A 17,023-nucleotide genomic window follows, 5' to 3' on the forward strand; every position below is an offset into this window, starting at 1 on the left:
TTCCCTCCTTAGATTTTGTTTTCGATAAAGCCGCTTATAATTGTGTCGACCATTTCGGCAGTTTTTTCTTTAATTGAAAAACAATACCTTTCCATTCGCCATTTCAGACAAATTTCCTTGCTGCCGCCGGTGAGAATATTTTCCAGTAGAACTGGATCCATATGTGCGCCAATGAGATTCTGATCTTTGGCCGCTTGAATTGTTTTGATGATAAAATCTGCCCGTTTATAAATGATTGCACTAACCTTTTCCGCCAACTCCTCATCGCACATCAGGCTATCATAAGCTTGAATCACCACCGTAATTTCCGGATAGTTCTGATAATATTCGGCATAGGCATTATAGAAATAGCGAATCGCTTCCAGTGGCGAGAAGTTTTTTTTAACACAGGTTTCAATGATGGCATCATCATACTGAGAAAAATGATCCACTACCGCCAGCATAATATCGGTTTTGGTCTTAAAATGCCGAAACAGCGTTCCTTCCGAGACACCTTCCTGATTAGCTATCATTTTTGTCGACAAATTCTGAAGCCCCACCTCATTTAGCGTTTGAATCGTTGAAACGATAATACTTTCACGCCTTTTAATCAGTGATTTTTGCATGGCGTTCCTCCTAACGGAGTGATTACTTACTCCTATTTGAATTATACCCTTTTCCTCTTAATTGTCAACTTCTTCTGTGAAGTTCTTAAGGCTCTTTTGTGAATTTTAATCGAATTCTTTCACCCATCCCTATCTCCCTTCACCGTTGACAATCTCGTTTTCGATTGATCACCACTTAGCCACTTTTTATGTTTTTGACTTTGACAAAAGCCATGTTATAATATTTTTTATCTATTACACAACAGGAGGATCGGATGATTCGAATTCCCAATCTCAAACTCGAGATTCAGCAAGCTAAAAACAATGGGGCCGAAAAAGAGGCCTTAAGAGGCGCTATTCTGTCTAAACTAAAAATTAATCCCAAAGATTTAATCACTTTTAAAATATTTAAAAAATCCATTGATGCCCGCAAGAAAAGTGCTATCGTGTATATCTATACAGTTGATGCCCGCCTAAAAAATGAGGTGGCTGTTCTAAAAAAGGGTAGTAAATCCGGTATTATTCCCAGTCCCGATTTATCCTATCAACCAGTCTCACCGGGAAATGTTTTACTAAACCACCGACCGGTCATTATCGGCATGGGTCCTGCCGGTCTTTTTGCCGGTCTGATTCTGTCCCGCTCCGGTTACGCCCCCATTATTCTTGAACGGGGTGACGATGTCGATCACCGAAGCATCAAAATTGACACCTTCTGGCAAACAGGTGCGCTTGATCCAGAGAGTAATGTTCAGTTCGGTGAAGGCGGGGCCGGAACCTTTTCTGATGGCAAACTGACTACCCTGATTAACGATCCCCGTTGTCGCAGCATCCTTGAAGCGTTTATTGCCGCTGGTGCTCCTGAAGAAATCCTTTATCTCAGTAAACCCCATATCGGCACCGATCTGCTGCGAGAAACGGTGAAAACCCTGCGTCAGACAATTATCGATAATGGCGGCGAAGTCCGGTTCCGCTCCCAGGTCACCGACTTCCTGATCGAAAACGGTCGTCTGACCGGATTGATTATCAATGATCACAATCAACTCGACTGCCAGGTAGCGTTGCTGGGAATCGGACATAGCGCCCGGGATACCTTTGAAACGCTTTATAAGCGGGGTATCACGATGACTCCCAAAGCCTTTTCCATCGGAGTGCGGATTGAACACCCCCAAAGGCTAATCGACACTGCTCAATACGGAGCTGCTGCCGGATCTGCTGGCCTAGGAGCAGCCGACTACAAGCTTTCCTATCATTCCCCTAACGGACGATCGGCCTACACCTTTTGCATGTGTCCCGGGGGGTATGTGGTGGCCGCTGCATCAGAACCCAACAGCGTCGTCACCAATGGCATGAGCGAACATCGACGTGATGGTCAAAATGCCAATGCTGCCCTCCTGGTCGGGGTACAGCCTGAAGATTTCGGTGATGACCACCCCCTGGCTGGGGTTGCCTTTCAACGCCACTGGGAGGGTCGGGCTTTTGCGCTGGGCGGCCAGAACTATCACGCCCCAGCTCAACTGGTGGGCGATTTTCTGGCCGATCGACCCAGTAGCCAATGGGGTCAAGTTAAACCAACTTATACCCCGGGTCTCAAATTGACTCAGTTAAAAGACTGTCTGCCGGATTATGTGGTAGCCACCTTAAAAGAGGCACTAATTCACTTTGACAAAAAGATCACTGGCTTTGCCATGGCCGACAGCATTATGACTGGAGTTGAAACCCGAAGCTCTTCACCGGTTCGAATCAACCGCAACGAAAACCATCTGTCTAACATCTCCGGACTCTACCCGATGGGTGAAGGTGCCGGTTACGCTGGTGGAATCATGTCTTCAGCGGTGGATGGCGTTAAAACTGCTGAACAAATTATTCAGGTCTATGCCCAACTTACCCCTAAAAAATAGTTTAACCACCTTTCGCTTTTCTAATAACACCGCAAAAGAGCTCCTGAAGATTTTCTTCAGGAGCTCTTTTGCGACAAGTTACTTTCGTATTTTCAGATCGAATCCGGGTTGTGCTTAAACTGCTTTGCAAATTTCAGCGATTAAGTTGGCAATCTCTTCATCGCGTTTTTTATTCTTCCAGCTGACAATAAATGATTTTTCCACCCTGCCACCTTTTAATTCCACCACTGACTTAATCTGCCGATTTGCCTTGGTTCCGCCAGTAAATTTGGATGCCAGCTGTTTCGTCACAAAACTGAATACTCTTTTCCCCTCCAGGGATGAAACCTGTTCCAAGTATTCTTTCATCACCCCTGCCAATGAAAAGGCCCAAACCGGACTGGCAAAGATTACCACGTCGTAAGGGGTTACATCCGGTTTGCTGGTAAATACAATGGGTGGTTTAACGCCAGGATCATCATTTTCCGGAACGATTCGCTGAATTTCAGCATCCAGACCTTTTTTTACCAGAGCCGATTTCAACTCGTCGGCGACTGAAAAGGTGTTGTTTGTTTTAGAAAAGACAATAATACCAATCTTCATTTCACGCTCTCCATTTTCTTTAAAATGTGGTTATGTTTAGAATACAAACAAAGCTCATGCATTTTTGGTCATTTATAATTCTCTTGTTGACACTAAGGTACCTCATTTTATCATTTTTTTCAAGTCTTTTCGTAAATTTTACCACAAATTTTTCTAAATTATGGCAACTTTTTCGTTAACTGCTCTAAAAAAGCAGCCTGAGACCAGATGCTTTTCTCAGACTGCTTTGATTAATTACACAACTTCGTCATCGATTATTTTCATTGATTAAAATAGATCTCGCCATTGGCATCCACCGTAAAAATTTCAAAATCAGTATAGAGCGAGCTGCCAAAAATGTCATCAATCTGGAAAGAATAATAGTAGTCGCCCACGGCCAATGGTTCTTCATAGATCACCGGATCATTGTTAAACGTATATGCCTCGCCTTCGTAAACACCCTCTTCATCGGTTTTCATACTATAAGAATAATACACCGGCGTGATCAGATCACCTTTTTTTAGCTTGGTAATTTCTTTCGCCGACTGACCCGTGACCGCATCGATGCCATCCCAGGCTCCGATAATTGTGATGGTATAATTGCCATCGCTGGCAAAGTCAATTTTTATTCGTAAGTTGGTTTCCACCCCATTTAACATCACCGGCGAAGTATAGATATTGTAGGTATCACCCTGCTCAACAATATAGGTGGCCAAGGGTTGTCCATCCGGCAGTGAAACCCAGTAACCGTTGAAATTATCTTCAAACTTACCGGTATTCCAATCGGCGGTGATGTTGTCATCCAGACCCAGTTCGATCAAGGTCTCCCCATCTCCGGCATCCATAAACACATCACAATATACAGCATCTACATAATCCAGGGTATCGGCTGAAATGGTAAAGCCGTACATGCCATTGGCATTAATGGCGGGCTGTGATGAAAAGGAAACCGCACTTTCGTCTTCACTAAAATTATAAGCCTCGGTGTCCGTCTGATCCAGGTCAGACCAATACTCAGATCCGGCTGCTTCATTATAGCCACTGCTCCAGTAGAGCGAGTTTTCCCCAAACCAGTCGGTATCGCTATACCCTCCGAAATCACCATTGGTGTTACTACCATAGGCCATTTTATCAACAAAGGACATATAATAGGGACTGACACAGATATCTTTAAAAATTGACAATTCCTCAGAACCCTGAATCGCCAGCGGATAATAAATCGCCAAGCCGTGAGAATCAGCCTTATCACTGCCGTTTTTCATGTAAACCACGCAGTCCTGAAGGGCCGCCAACGCCTGATCAGCACCTGCGACATTTCCGGTAAGGTTTTTTAATACCGAACCCAGGTCAACCATATTGGTATAGCCTTCAGACTTGTTGTTACCACCATAGTTTTGGGCTGTCGTGATCCCTTTGATCATTTTGGAAAGAACATCGGTATTCGTGGTGGCGTTATACATTTCTTTTGCCACATCATTAAAGGCATACACCAGTTCATCGATTTTGGACAGGTCAATACAAGACAGGGTCGCCTCATTCTGACTGTCAATGGCAACACATGCTGCATAAAACGAATCCACGATCACCTTGCCCAGCTCAGCACCACTGGCAGCCGGATTGCTGCTGATAAAACTGCCCATGGCAGTATAATCCCAACCATAGCCGGGTTCCAGTTCTTCTGATGCCACCATATAGCGGGCATGAGGTGCCAGCATATTGCCCGTTTCCACCGTTCCCATTAAACAGGCATCAAAGCCGATGAATTCAAAGCTATCCGTCATATTCGAATAAACCGAAGTCAGTGCGTTTTCCACTTCCAGCAGGGAAAGACTGTCGCTTTCATTCTGCTCATCAAAGCACACCCCAGTGATGCTGCCGCCCCCGTGATTCCAAAAAATCAGCCCCATTTTTTCAGCCGGATAAGCCGATACCCCCCAGTTCAGAAATTCTGCCAGAGTTTGGGCGCTACCCATATTGGCACCATCCTCCTCTTGTATCTGCTCCATATTCTGGTTTTCAATTACAAATCGCTGGGTCAATGAATCATCCACCAGATCATTATCCCAGGCATTGGCCCCGCCGGTCTGAACCACAAATTTTATCTGATCCGACTGGGTAGCATCTATCATTTCCTGGAGATCCATCGTAGCCAGACCACTTTCGCTTTCCAAATCTGAACCACACATATAAACAAAAATAGTCCAGGTTCCGCTCGCACCCATTTTTTTTGTCTCACTTCGGGTCAACCGTTGAATTGTCAGATCCCCACTGGAACTGACCTGCATATCCGTACTTCGGTTCAGTGATGTATCCAGGCCACTGTTTTTGTGGGTACCAACGCTTCCGCCATCATCTGAGCAAGCTGTTAATGACAGCACCATGGCAAAAACGATCAGAAATGCCATCAATCTTTTTTTCATGTTCAACCTCCAGGTTAAATGATTTTACTGGTAATTTCATGTCTTAACCATCAACGGTTAAACCCACAGCCGACAATCATTGCTGCAAAGGCTTTAACCACAATGGATTTTTACATAATACTGACTCATATTATACGCTTCCCGGATTGAATCGCAAAGAAATTTCGCACCTAAAATCACTTTTTCACGATAACTTTATAAAAAAACACAGACGCACATTGAAGTGGTCTGTGTTTTAAATGGTTTAGGGAACAAACGGTCACCCGCTCCAATCAGAAAGACATTTAATGAACGGAATCCGGAATTTCAAAATGATCAGGATAAACCGATGATTTCCCCATCTTCGGTAATATCCATGCCATTGGCAGCGGGTACCTTGGGCAAACCCGGCATCGTCATAATGGCACCGGTGATCACCACCACAAATCCAGCTCCTGCTGACAGACGCACTTCTTTTACATGGATATTGAAATCCTGGGGAGCGCCCAACAGGGTTTGATCATCAGAGAAAGAATATTGGGTTTTAGCCATACAAACTGGCAGGTGGTCAAATCCCAAAGCAACAATTTCATCCAATTGTTTTTTTGCTTCCGGCTCGAATTCTACCCCATCAGCCCGGTAGATTTCTTTGGCAATGGTTTCAATTTTCTGCTCAATTGGCAGTTCCAGTGAGTAAAGTGGTTGATATTGAGACTCACCCTGATCACAAAGCTTAACCACTTCATGGGCCAGTTCTTCGCCGCCTTTGCCACCCTGAGAAAATACATCCGAGAGGATTACCTTGACATTTTTATTTTCACATGCTTTTTTAACTGCCTCAAATTCAGCTTCGGTATCCGTCGGGAATTTATTCAAGGCAACCACAACCGGCACTTTAAACTTTTGCAAATTTTCCAGATGTTGAATCAGGTTAGCGCTGCCAGATTCCACCGCTGCCACGTTTTCGGTTGAAAGCTCTGTCTTGACCACGCCACCATTCATTTTAAGTGCCCGGACAGTAGCAACGATCACTACGGCATTGGGTTTTAAATCAGCATAACGGCATTTTATGTCAAAGAATTTTTCGGCCCCCAGGTCAGCACCAAATCCGGCTTCGGTTACTACATAATCGGCCAATTTCAAGGCTGTTCGGGTAGCCAGCACCGAGTTGCAGCCATGGGCAATATTGGCAAAGGGACCACCATGAATGAAAGCCGGGGTGTTTTCCAGAGTCTGAACCAGATTCGGTTTGATGGCGTCTTTGAGTAACAAAGCCATCGCCCCGGTAGCTTCCAGGTCATCAGCAGTCACAGCTTTGCCTTCGATGTTGTAAGCCACAATCATCCGACCCAGCCGCTCTTTAAGATCGGTAAGACTGGAGGCCAGACAGAGAATTGCCATTATTTCTGACGCAACGGTAATGTCATAACCAGTTTCCCGTTCCACCCCATTGGCACGGCTACCTTGACCAACAGTGATCATTCGCAACGCCCGATCATTCATATCTACAACTCGACGCCAGACAATCCGGTCGAGATCGATATTTAACAGATTTCCCTGATGAAGATGATTGTCCAGTAGCGCCGCCAATAAACTATGGGCTGCGGTAATCGCATGGAAGTCGCCGGTGAAATGGAGGTTGATATCATCCATCGGTACAACCTGGGCATAGCCGCCGCCAGCAGCGCCACCTTTGACCCCAAAGCATGGTCCCAGCGAAGGTTCTCTCAAAGTGGTGATGGTTTTTTTACCAATATAATTCAGGGCCATGGAAAGACCGACGTTGGTGGTGGTTTTTCCTTCACCAGCCGGGGTGGGGTTAATGGCGGTGACCAGAATCAGTTTACCATCTGGTTTGTCCTGATTGTCTTTCAACACTGACAAGGATACCTTGGCTTTGTGATTACCATAAAGTTCCAAGTCATCTCCGGTGATCCCCAATTTTTCAGCCACCTGTGCAATCGGTTGCAATTTAGCTTCCTGTGCGATCTGTACATCTGTTTTCATCTTGTCTTTCTCCTTTTAAAATAATTTTGTTATTCTCAGAGTCTCTTTTTTAAATCTGACCCACACGCCAGAATTATTTTTTGCAAACATCCTGTGCACATGTATATACAGATTTTCCATAGATTACCATCTTTTATTCTAGATGTCAATATTTTTCTATGTTGAGGCAATTTATTATCTTTACTTGTTTGTTATTTCTCAAACAAGTATTTTTAGTTGAATATTTTTGTTATTTTTGTAACGATCGACCACCACACATCCGAATATACACTGCAAATTTTTACCTTTTTGCTTATTTACTATTATTTTTCCATCCCACTTGTAAACGTATAAAAGAATGCCCTGAACAACTTAATTGTTCAGGGCATTCGAAATCAAATTCGTAAAATATATTATTTTTTTATTCTTTTGTTGTCACTTTTTTAACCAGTACATTGCTTAATTATAATATACCCGTTAAGCTAACTGATTTTTTTTTGCATTCAATGAAATTTTTCGCTTTTTTACCTGGAAATTTTTTTCTTCTTTTTTTAATCTGATCCTGACGAATACAGTTTTCTATGCCAAACCAACAATCGTTCCTCCAATCGGTATCCATAAAGCACAAAGCGCAATAAAAGCCAATTGCAACCAAACCGTCGCTTTAGGCATATCGGTCATCTTGTAATAACCAGCTGTGTAGGTAATTAATGGAATTGTATCAATCGGAAACAGATAGCAATTTCCAGCACAAAGTCCCAATGTGATGATTAACAAGGCCGGATGGATGCCCGTGGTTGCTGCCAGGCTAACGATTACCGGAGTCAATACGCCAATCAGTGCTGGCGCTACCGGAACAACCAGCATGATGATAAAACTCATTGCTGCCACAAAGAATACCCCTTCCATTGTTGAAATGGACAGGCTGGTCGGCAGAACATGGGTTACAAACCACTCACTGACTCCATTGACCACAATCGTATTGGCTATACATAAAACCGTCCCAATCAGAATAAACGATGTCCAGCTTACCGCTTTGATATAGCGATCCCAAGTTAGAATCTCAATGCCCGGCAAAAAGAATAAGGAGCAACCCAGCAATGCGACAACAGTAACCTCAATTCCTGGAACGAACGAACTGAGAATCCAGAAAAACAACATCCCTGACGCGATGGTAATAACCTTCCATTCAGTTTTAGAAATTTTTTCTTTAACTTCGATGGTTGCCAGATAGTTTTGGATTTCTTCCTGATCAATTTCCGCTGGCGGATAGATTTTCATCAACACAAACCAGGATAGAGGTAGCATTAATACTACAATGGGAATAGCACAAACCATCCATTGAATAAAAGTGATTTGAACACCTGCCAAATTTTGCAGCAGACCAATTGTTAGTATATTGATCCCACTACCAGCCGGAGTCATGACACCACCCAGCATTATTGCAACAGGAATACCAATCATCAGGGGCCGAGCTGTTTTCTGACGATCCGCCTCATTTTTATACAGTTTTAAAAAGCTTGCCCCAATGCCCATAAAAACGACCACAGTAGGAACATCCGTGACAATCGATGAAACCAATCCCCCGGTAACCATTATTGCCAGAATGCATGTCTTTACGTTCTTGCCAAACTTTTCCAGCAGAAGATGCAGCACCCGCTGAACAATTGGCGTGGATATCACTGCTTCTGCCAAACCAAATGATGCCAGTACAAAAAACAACATTGTATTACTGAATCCGACCAAACCCGTAGCCAAATTTTTAGTAATTCCCAAAACTGGCAACAAAGCCAGGCAGAGAAAGCAAATCACCCCTACTGGCAGGGCTTCGGTAATCAGCATAATCAAAAAGAAAATTAAAAGTCCAATGGTAACAAGACCTATATCTGTCAAACCCGCAGGAATTGGCAACAGAAAACTGGCAACCAGCACCCCAATACCCATGATCATTCCGAACAACTGCTTTTTGTTCATAACACACCTCAAGTTTTTCAATCACACAATAATACAAACAGGAAGCCAATTCAGTTACGAACAGACTTCCTGTCTTTAGAACTAAATCTTGATTTTACCTGAAATCAATACAGATCTCATCATGATTTATCGTATTTTAGAACATTTCCTTTGACATTTTGTCAATTTCTTGATTGATGGTTTCATAAACCCCTGGGAACGAATCAATCGGTAGTCCTGAGGTCTGAGAGGGAATAAAATACAGTTTGCCATTTTCTTCACAGGTTTTTTTCACATATTCTGCTACAATTTCTGGGGTCCAATCAGGGAAATCAACCAAACCACTGTGAATACCACCCATAAAGGTAATTTTGTCGCCGTATTCTTTAATCAGTTCAGGAATGTTATTGGTGTTCATTACACCCTGCCAGATATCGATACCCATTTCGATCATCGATGGCACCAGGTTTGCGGCATAGCTGTCACTGTGGTGAACAATCAGTTCAACGCCATTCTCTTTATAATAGCCATAGATTTTTTTGTAGGCCGGTTCAAAGAATTCTTTAAACATCGCTGGTGAAATAAAAGAATTGATCTGGCTGCCCCAGTCATCATGATGGAATACCGCATCAGGATGAAGATGATCGATAAATTCTTTAGCCAGTCGCAGTTCAAAATCAACCAGGAAATCAATCAACGCATGCATTTCTTCTGGTTCTTCGTAGTAAGCCATTAAGGCCTCTTCCATACTCATCAGGTAATGGATATGTTCAAACAGACCGGGCGCCACAAAAACAGTGACATACTGATCATTCCGATCAACCGCATTAGCCTCAGCAATCGCCGTCGCCCAAGCTTCTTCGGGATAATCAAGCTTCGGCGCTTTAACATAATCCCGCCATTTGGTGATATCCTTAACAACGATGTGCTCCTCATCATGAACCGGAAATGAGCCCAATTGGCCTTCCGGCCAGCTCAAGGTAACGCCCCATTCATTAACTATCGTACCACCGACCGGTGGTTTTAAACGACTGATCGGGGTTTTCATCATCAGGGCAAAGGGTTCATATTGTTTGACAAAGCGATCCGGATTTCCACCCTTCATTACTTCAACTAAATTTTGTCTTTTTGTTAACATTTTTCTCTCCTCTCCTATGCTGTTGCCAGTTCTTTGGCTTTTACCGCAGCACTACCGGCATCAGGAGCATATCCGTCAGCACCAACTTCAACGGCATATTCCGGCGTGACCGGAGCACCGCCAACAATCACTTTCATCTCCGGATAAGCAGCTTTAATGGTCTGTACTGCTTCTTTTAAGGCTGGCATGGTGGTGGTTAACAAACCGGAACAGGCCACCAGTTTGACATTGGCATTGTCTTTAACTGCTTGAACAAAGGTATCAGCAGGGACATCAACGCCCAGATCAACCATATCAAAACCAGCACTTTCGATCATCATCGAAACCAGATTTTTACCGATATCGTGAAGGTCACCGGCAACCGTACCGATGATGCAGGTACCCAGCGAGGCGGAACCATCACCAGCCATCAGTGGTTTTAATACTTCCACGCCTTTTGACATGGCTTTAGCAGCAATTAGCATTTCCGGGACAAAGATTTCGCCGGATGAGAATTTATCCCCAACGACGCCCATGGAATCAACCATGGCCTGGAGAATCTCACTTGGGGTGCTGCCTTCATCCAGTGCTTCCTGTACCAGTCCGGGAACCAGTTTCGATTTTCCAGCTTCGACTTTTGCTTTGACTTCTGCTATTTTTGACATGATTTATCTCCTTAAATTAAATTGTATATTCTAAACCGGAGCAATGTGTGAATCGCTCCGGTTTCATTGAACTTTGTTTTTTATACTTAAGCCAATTTACGTTCTGCTAATTCTTTATTGATTTCTTCCATTCGTTTTGGTGTTAACGTATAAAGCCCAAACATCATCACCATTCCAATAATCATAATGATTGCCGGATAAAGGGCGAAACCATTTTTAATTCCCTGAATCAGTTCTGGAGTCACGGCCATATCAGCAACATAACCAACTGAAGCCAGCACCGCTGAAATGATAACCGATCGGACAAAAATAGATACTTTGATTGGCATACTGATCAGTGACATGATAAAACCACGGGCATTTTTGCCGGTTTTCCAGTCGCCATAATCAACGGTTGCAGAGTACATTGCCACACCCAGAGAATCTGGCAAACCATAACCAATATAGGCAGCAAACATGATGATTTTAAAAGCAGTTGCTTCAAGCGGCATAAACCAGACAATTAGCAAACCGATAATCAAAAGCGACAGGGCGATCATATAGGTGTTTTTTTCGCCAAGTCGTTTAGCAATCGGTGATGCAATCATGGCTGCAAAGAAGTTGACAATGGTTAATCCGGTCATGAACAATGCCAGTCCAGGCAAATCGTTAATGACATATTTAAAGTAGTAGAAGGCCATTCCAAAAATAACGAAACGTCCCAGGTATCGTCCCAGTTCCACCAGCATCAGCCCCATCAATGGTGGGTTGACAACAATTTGTTTGAGCATTTCGCCAACCGACATCTTTTCAGCCGGTTTTCCAGCCTGAGCTTCACTCCCATTTTGAGCATAATCTTTGGTGATCACATAGTAGATAATATTACAGGCAATCATAATCAAACCAGTGATGGCTGCCATGTAAGTGTAACCTAAAACCGGATTGCCAACACCAGTACCAATGGCTGTGATGGCTTGCACACCAAAGTAGGAAAATACCAGAGCACCCGCTGCATTGAACATCCCCCGGTTGCTGGCCATCGAGATACGCTCTTCCCGAACCGTGGTCAGCGCATTATTCATAGAAATATGGGCAGCATAGAAGGTATTCCAAACCAGATGGCTGATGGCGAATCCTAAAAAGATGATAATAGCATTAATTTCCGAGGTTCCGCCAATCTGCGAAAACTGCAAAATGTAAAAGAGCGCCGCAATGGGTGGTCCGACCAATAACCAGGAACGGTATTTCCCCCATTTCATATTACTTTTTTCCAGGATAACCCCTGATGTTGGTACGGCCACAATATCAACAATACTGGTGGCCAATAAGATGGTACTTACCAGAGCCAATGGTATTTTCGCAAAATCGGTAAGAAAGGCTGCGAAAAACATAACTTCGATGTTGACCATAGTCTGAAATCCAAATGACGGCAAACCGTAAAGATTAATAGCCGACTTTTTTAATGGTTTGTTCATAATTCTTTCTCCTTTTTAGTTTCAACTTTAATAACAATTTCTACTAAAATAACTGTCGACACTATTTGTCTGATCAGCCAATCTCCCTATAACAACAAGCAAACAGCAACACTTCTATCCAGTCGTTCCGCAACCAGAAATTATTTTGCACCATAACGATCATCCTGAAATAGTGCAATCCTTTTCATAATGCCTTTCTTCATTAAAATAGAGTTTCGAAGAAGCGGTACTAAAGATATCATGACATTTTTACAAACCGTAAATAAAATTGTAATTACTAATTCATTTACAACATCATTGTACTCGTATTCAATGAAGCTGTCAATGTTTTTTTTAGTAAAATATTTCAGTTAATCTATTTTTTAAACTTTGTACTCGTTTTCTTCATTGATTTTTTATATGATTATTCGTTTTTTTTTGGCAACTTGTCTGTTTTTACTGTTATTTTTGACATTATGTCCATCATCACATTATTATTTTTTAATTTGAATTTACAAAATACCGTTTAATACCTTTCAAATTTCAGAAGAAATTCCAAAGCACGTTCCTGCATTAACATTCGTTTGCTTATATAATGTATTCCCCGCCACAAAAAACTTAACCTGATATATTTTCCTTTTTTGACTGAGCAGCTTCACCATCAAAAAAAGAACTTCGTACGAAGTTCTTTTTTCAAGCTCTATAATTTTTTGAAGATATCATTTATTTTAAATATGTTTAATCAATAATTCTATGAAATTACTATAGCCCGCACCGTTTTATCTTGTCAAAGCATACATACAGGAGTCCTGAAGTTTACCATTCTTATAAATACTTTTCTGAAAAACACCTTCCAAATGAAAACCAGCTTTTTCAATGGTTCTGCGCGCCTTCTGGTTATCAGCAAAGGGCCGAGCGTAAATTCTGACCAAATCCGACTCATCAAAAGCTTTTTCACAGATCTGCTTAATGGAACCAGTCATGATTCCCTGTCCCCAATAGGGTTCGCCAAGCCAAAAACCCAACTCGCCACTTTTGCAACTGACATCTTCCTGCATCAGCAGACTGATCGCTCCAATCGGCGCATCATCGATTGTGATCGCCTTGTTTAGATGCCTTCTTTTATTCTGATGAATACTTTTAGTAATAAACAGATGGGCATCATCCAGAGTGTATGGATAGGGAAAGGTGTTTCGTAAATTTCCTGCTATCTTTTCATTATTGGCCAGAGGCACAATATTTTCAGCATCACTTAGCTTCCATTCTCTTAGTCCAAATTCCATTTTTTGACCTCCTTTGATCATCGCCATTGATTTCTAGTTTTTTCTAAAAAACTAATTTGTACTCGTTTACTTTTTAATTTTCATCAGCTTAACATCTTTGGAATTTTATGTCAATATTTTTTCTTTTTGCAACCATTTATTACCTTTACTTGTTTGATATTTCTCAAACAAGAGGTAGTGCTGAAACTATATTGTTCGTTAATTAACAAATCATTTTTAATCAAGATGTTGTTTTTCGATAGATTTTATTCGGGTAACTTTAATACAGATACATCAAATTCAATTTATGGATAACATACTTTTTATCCATTGTCTGATAGCTATTGAACAACTTTTTATTTCTTTATCAATTCCACATAAACAAATCAGCTATTTAAATGATCTTGATAGTTAATCTACTGCTATATCTATCAAATTGACACCATATCACTGCTAATACTATGAAAAATATTTCTCCCTAAAAAACCGATAATAACGTTGCGATTAAATGCATTTAAATGAAAAAAATCACTGTCTTGAGGCTTTGTTCCACCATAATAATTTTACTTTTCAATTTTTTTTGCCCTAATTTTTTTATTATTTTGAACTCTAGCAAAGAGAAAATTAAGTATTTTTTAAGATTCATCGTTTTGATTGTTACTCTGACAATCGTTGTCGTTTCCTGCTTTGATTCCTAGATCAGCAAGCAAATCTGCTATACTTTCTTCACCATTTAGCATAAAATTAGAGCATCAAAGCGTCATCATAATAATCATAGGTGAAAAAATGAACAATCAACCCGAAATAAAACTATCCGTCCGCAATCTGGTGGAGTTTATCCTCCGCTCCGGAAATATCGATTCTCAGTTTATCAGCAACGCCAGTGCACTGGAAGGAACCCGGGCCCACCAGAGGGTTCAGAAAGATAATCGAGACAAAGGCTATGCCCCTGAAGTATCGCTAAAACATCGTTTCGAATATGAAGGCTTCTGTTTCCGAATCGATGGCCGGGCCGATGGCATCATCACCAGCGAGTCCGAGATTATTGTAGACGAAATCAAGTCAACCAGCCGGCCGTTGGAACAGATTGACGAAGACTACAGCCAAACCCATTGGGCCCAGGCTAAATGCTATGCCTATATTTACGCCATCCAGAATGAACTACCAGTAATCAGCGTACAGCTGACCTATTTTCAGCTGGATACCGATGAAATCAAAAAGTATCTAAAAATCTTTACCCAAACTGAACTGACTGTTTTCTTTTACGATTTAATCAATCAGTACCTGGTCTGGGCTGCTCTGACCAGCAACTGGGTGACTCGCCGCAATACCGCCATTCGGGCTCTTGCTTTTCCCTTTGAGCGTTATCGCCCGGGCCAGCGGGAACTGGCAGTAGCGGTTTATAAAACCATTGTCGAACAGAAAAAACTTTTTGTCCAGGCTCCCACCGGAATTGGCAAAACAATGTCAACTCTGTTTCCCGCCATCAAATCGATGGCTGAAGGGCATACTGCCAAAATTTTTTATCTAACCGCCAAAACCATTGTCCGGGAGGTTGCCGAGGAAGCCTTTGCTAAAATGGCAAATCAGGGATTGGCTTTCAAAAGTGTCACTCTGACTGCCAAGGACAAAATCTGTTTTCAGGAAGAAACCATCTGTGATCCCGATCACTGCTCTTATGCCCGGGGTCATTTTGACCGTGTTAATGCCGCACTGCTGGATATCCTTAAGCAGGAAGACCGCCTGACCCGACCCGTCATTGAAAACTATGCACACAAACATCAGGTCTGCCCTTTTGAGTTTTCTCTCGATTTAACCCTCTTTAGTGACTGCGTGATCTGTGATTACAACTATGTTTTTGATCCCCGGGTTTATCTCAAACGTTTTTTTTCCGATAACGGCAGCGACTACAGCTTTTTGATTGACGAAGCCCATAATCTGGTCGATCGGGCCCGCTCAATGTTTTCGGCCGAACTTTATAAAAAACCATTGCTGGAGCTAAAGCGATTGTTTAAAGATAACGACCCCAGTCTTGCCAAAGCGCTGGGAAAACTCAACACTCACATGATCGGGCTGCGAAAATTGGCTACAACCAACTCACCTCACCGCCAAAAAGAGGCCCCCAAAGATTTCTTGCTGCTGGTGATGAAGTTGATTGCTCTGGCCGAAGTATGGCTAGTCAGCAATGAAGGCCGCCCGGGTCACGAGAAACTACTGGAACTGTATTTTAACGCCCTGACCTTTATGCGCACCGCCGAGTTTTACGATGACCACTTTCTAACCTACGTCGAAAACGCCAACGGCGATACCCGTATCAAACTTTTTTGTCTGGATCCTTCCCACTTGCTGGGAGAAGCCCTCAAACGAGGCCGGGCGGCGATCTTCTTTTCGGCCACCCTGTCACCACTCGACTATTTTTCAGAAATTCTCGGTGGTGACCCCGACAGCTATAAAATTAGTCTGCCATCGCCCTTCGATGTTAAAAACCGAGAACTACTGATTGCCGATACCATCTCAACCACCTTCCGCAATCGCGAAAAAACCTACTCCACCATTGTCCGTTGCATCAAAACGGTACGGGATCAGCAGCCAGGCAACTACATCGTCTATTTTCCATCTTATAAATATATGAATGCGGTGTTTGAAATTTTTAGCGCCAGCTACCCGGAGGTCGTCACCATCCGGCAGGCTCCGGAAATGAACGAGGAAGACCGGGAGCTGTTCCTGGGTCAGTTCCGACCGGCACCCGGGGCTGCCCCGACCGGGATGTTGGGCTTTGCGGTGCTGGGCGGGATCTTTTCCGAAGGCGTGGACTTAAAGCACGAGGGCCTGATCGGCGCCATTATTGTCGGAGTCGGTCTGCCCCAGATCTGTTTTGAACGTGATATCATCCGGGATTATTTCAATAAAAAAAAACACACCGGCTATCAATATTCCTACCTCTATCCTGGCATGAACAAGGTTCTCCAGGCTGCCGGACGGGTGATTCGAACCGAAACCGACCGAGGCGTGATCGTTCTGATTGATCAGCGCTTCAGTAGCCCTAGCTATCGTCAGTTATTTCCACAGGAGTGGTTTCCCCATCGCCAGATCCGGAATGAGCCCGAGCTTAAAAAAGCCCTCCAGGATTTCTGGGCCATGACTATACCGCAAAACTGACGTAAA

11 protein-coding genes are annotated in these 17,023 nt (G+C 42.9%); 2 read left to right on the forward strand and 9 right to left on the reverse strand.

Annotated elements, in window-relative coordinates:
* Nucleotides 1-8 precede the first annotated feature (8 nt).
* Complete coding sequence (locus B3F51_RS11760) at nt 9-605, reverse strand: TetR/AcrR family transcriptional regulator (protein WP_070372344.1); 597 nt, start codon at nt 603-605, stop codon at nt 9-11.
* 254 nt (nt 606-859) lie between these two features.
* On the opposite strand from B3F51_RS11760, the gene B3F51_RS11765 reads away from it, so the two are divergent.
* Complete coding sequence (locus B3F51_RS11765) at nt 860-2,482, forward strand: NAD(P)/FAD-dependent oxidoreductase (RefSeq protein ID WP_286947261.1); 1,623 nt, start codon at nt 860-862, stop codon at nt 2,480-2,482.
* 114 nt (nt 2,483-2,596) lie between these two features.
* Here the strand turns inward: B3F51_RS11765 and B3F51_RS11770 are convergent, their stop codons facing one another.
* The 8 genes from B3F51_RS11770 to B3F51_RS11805 all read right to left on the reverse strand — a co-directional run bounded on the left by B3F51_RS11770 (nt 2,597) and on the right by B3F51_RS11805 (nt 13,879).
* Nucleotides 2,597-3,064: a flavodoxin family protein gene (locus tag B3F51_RS11770; protein ID WP_148636305.1), complete on the reverse strand. Its 468-nt coding sequence runs from the start codon at nt 3,062-3,064 to the stop codon at nt 2,597-2,599.
* Nucleotides 3,065-3,324: 260 nt separating this feature from the next.
* Entirely contained in the window at nt 3,325-5,463 is a 2,139-nt protein-coding gene (locus B3F51_RS11775; RefSeq protein WP_286947263.1) for a clostripain-related cysteine peptidase, read from the reverse strand.
* A gap of 315 nt (nt 5,464-5,778) precedes the next feature.
* Nucleotides 5,779-7,449, reverse strand: a complete 1,671-nt coding sequence (locus B3F51_RS11780) for a formate--tetrahydrofolate ligase (protein ID WP_070372348.1) — start codon at nt 7,447-7,449, stop codon at nt 5,779-5,781.
* A 558-nt stretch (nt 7,450-8,007) separates the two neighbouring features.
* Nucleotides 8,008-9,402 (reverse strand): SLC13 family permease, encoded by a 1,395-nt coding sequence (locus B3F51_RS11785; protein ID WP_228883048.1) that lies wholly within the window; start codon nt 9,400-9,402, stop codon nt 8,008-8,010.
* Between the two features lie 136 nt (nt 9,403-9,538).
* Complete coding sequence (locus B3F51_RS11790; protein WP_228883046.1) at nt 9,539-10,519, reverse strand: uroporphyrinogen decarboxylase family protein; 981 nt, start codon at nt 10,517-10,519, stop codon at nt 9,539-9,541.
* A 14-nt stretch (nt 10,520-10,533) separates the two neighbouring features.
* A complete protein-coding gene (locus B3F51_RS11795; RefSeq protein ID WP_070372351.1) occupies nt 10,534-11,163 on the reverse strand; it encodes a corrinoid protein in 630 nt (209 codons plus the stop codon).
* A gap of 86 nt (nt 11,164-11,249) precedes the next feature.
* Entirely contained in the window at nt 11,250-12,617 is a 1,368-nt protein-coding gene (locus tag B3F51_RS11800) for an MFS transporter (protein WP_148636303.1), read from the reverse strand.
* Between the two features lie 758 nt (nt 12,618-13,375).
* Entirely contained in the window at nt 13,376-13,879 is a 504-nt protein-coding gene (locus tag B3F51_RS11805) for a GNAT family N-acetyltransferase (RefSeq protein ID WP_070372353.1), read from the reverse strand.
* A 765-nt stretch (nt 13,880-14,644) separates the two neighbouring features.
* Here B3F51_RS11805 and B3F51_RS11810 point away from each other — a divergent pair.
* The gene (locus B3F51_RS11810) at nt 14,645-17,017 is read left to right on the forward strand and encodes an ATP-dependent DNA helicase (RefSeq protein WP_286947268.1); all 2,373 of its coding nucleotides are present in this window, start codon (nt 14,645-14,647) and stop codon (nt 17,015-17,017) included.
* Nucleotides 17,018-17,023 lie beyond the last annotated feature (6 nt).

The organism is Acetobacterium sp. UBA5834 (genome assembly GCF_002435675.1).
Taxonomy (GTDB): Bacteria; Bacillota; Clostridia; order Eubacteriales; family Eubacteriaceae; genus Acetobacterium; species Acetobacterium wieringae.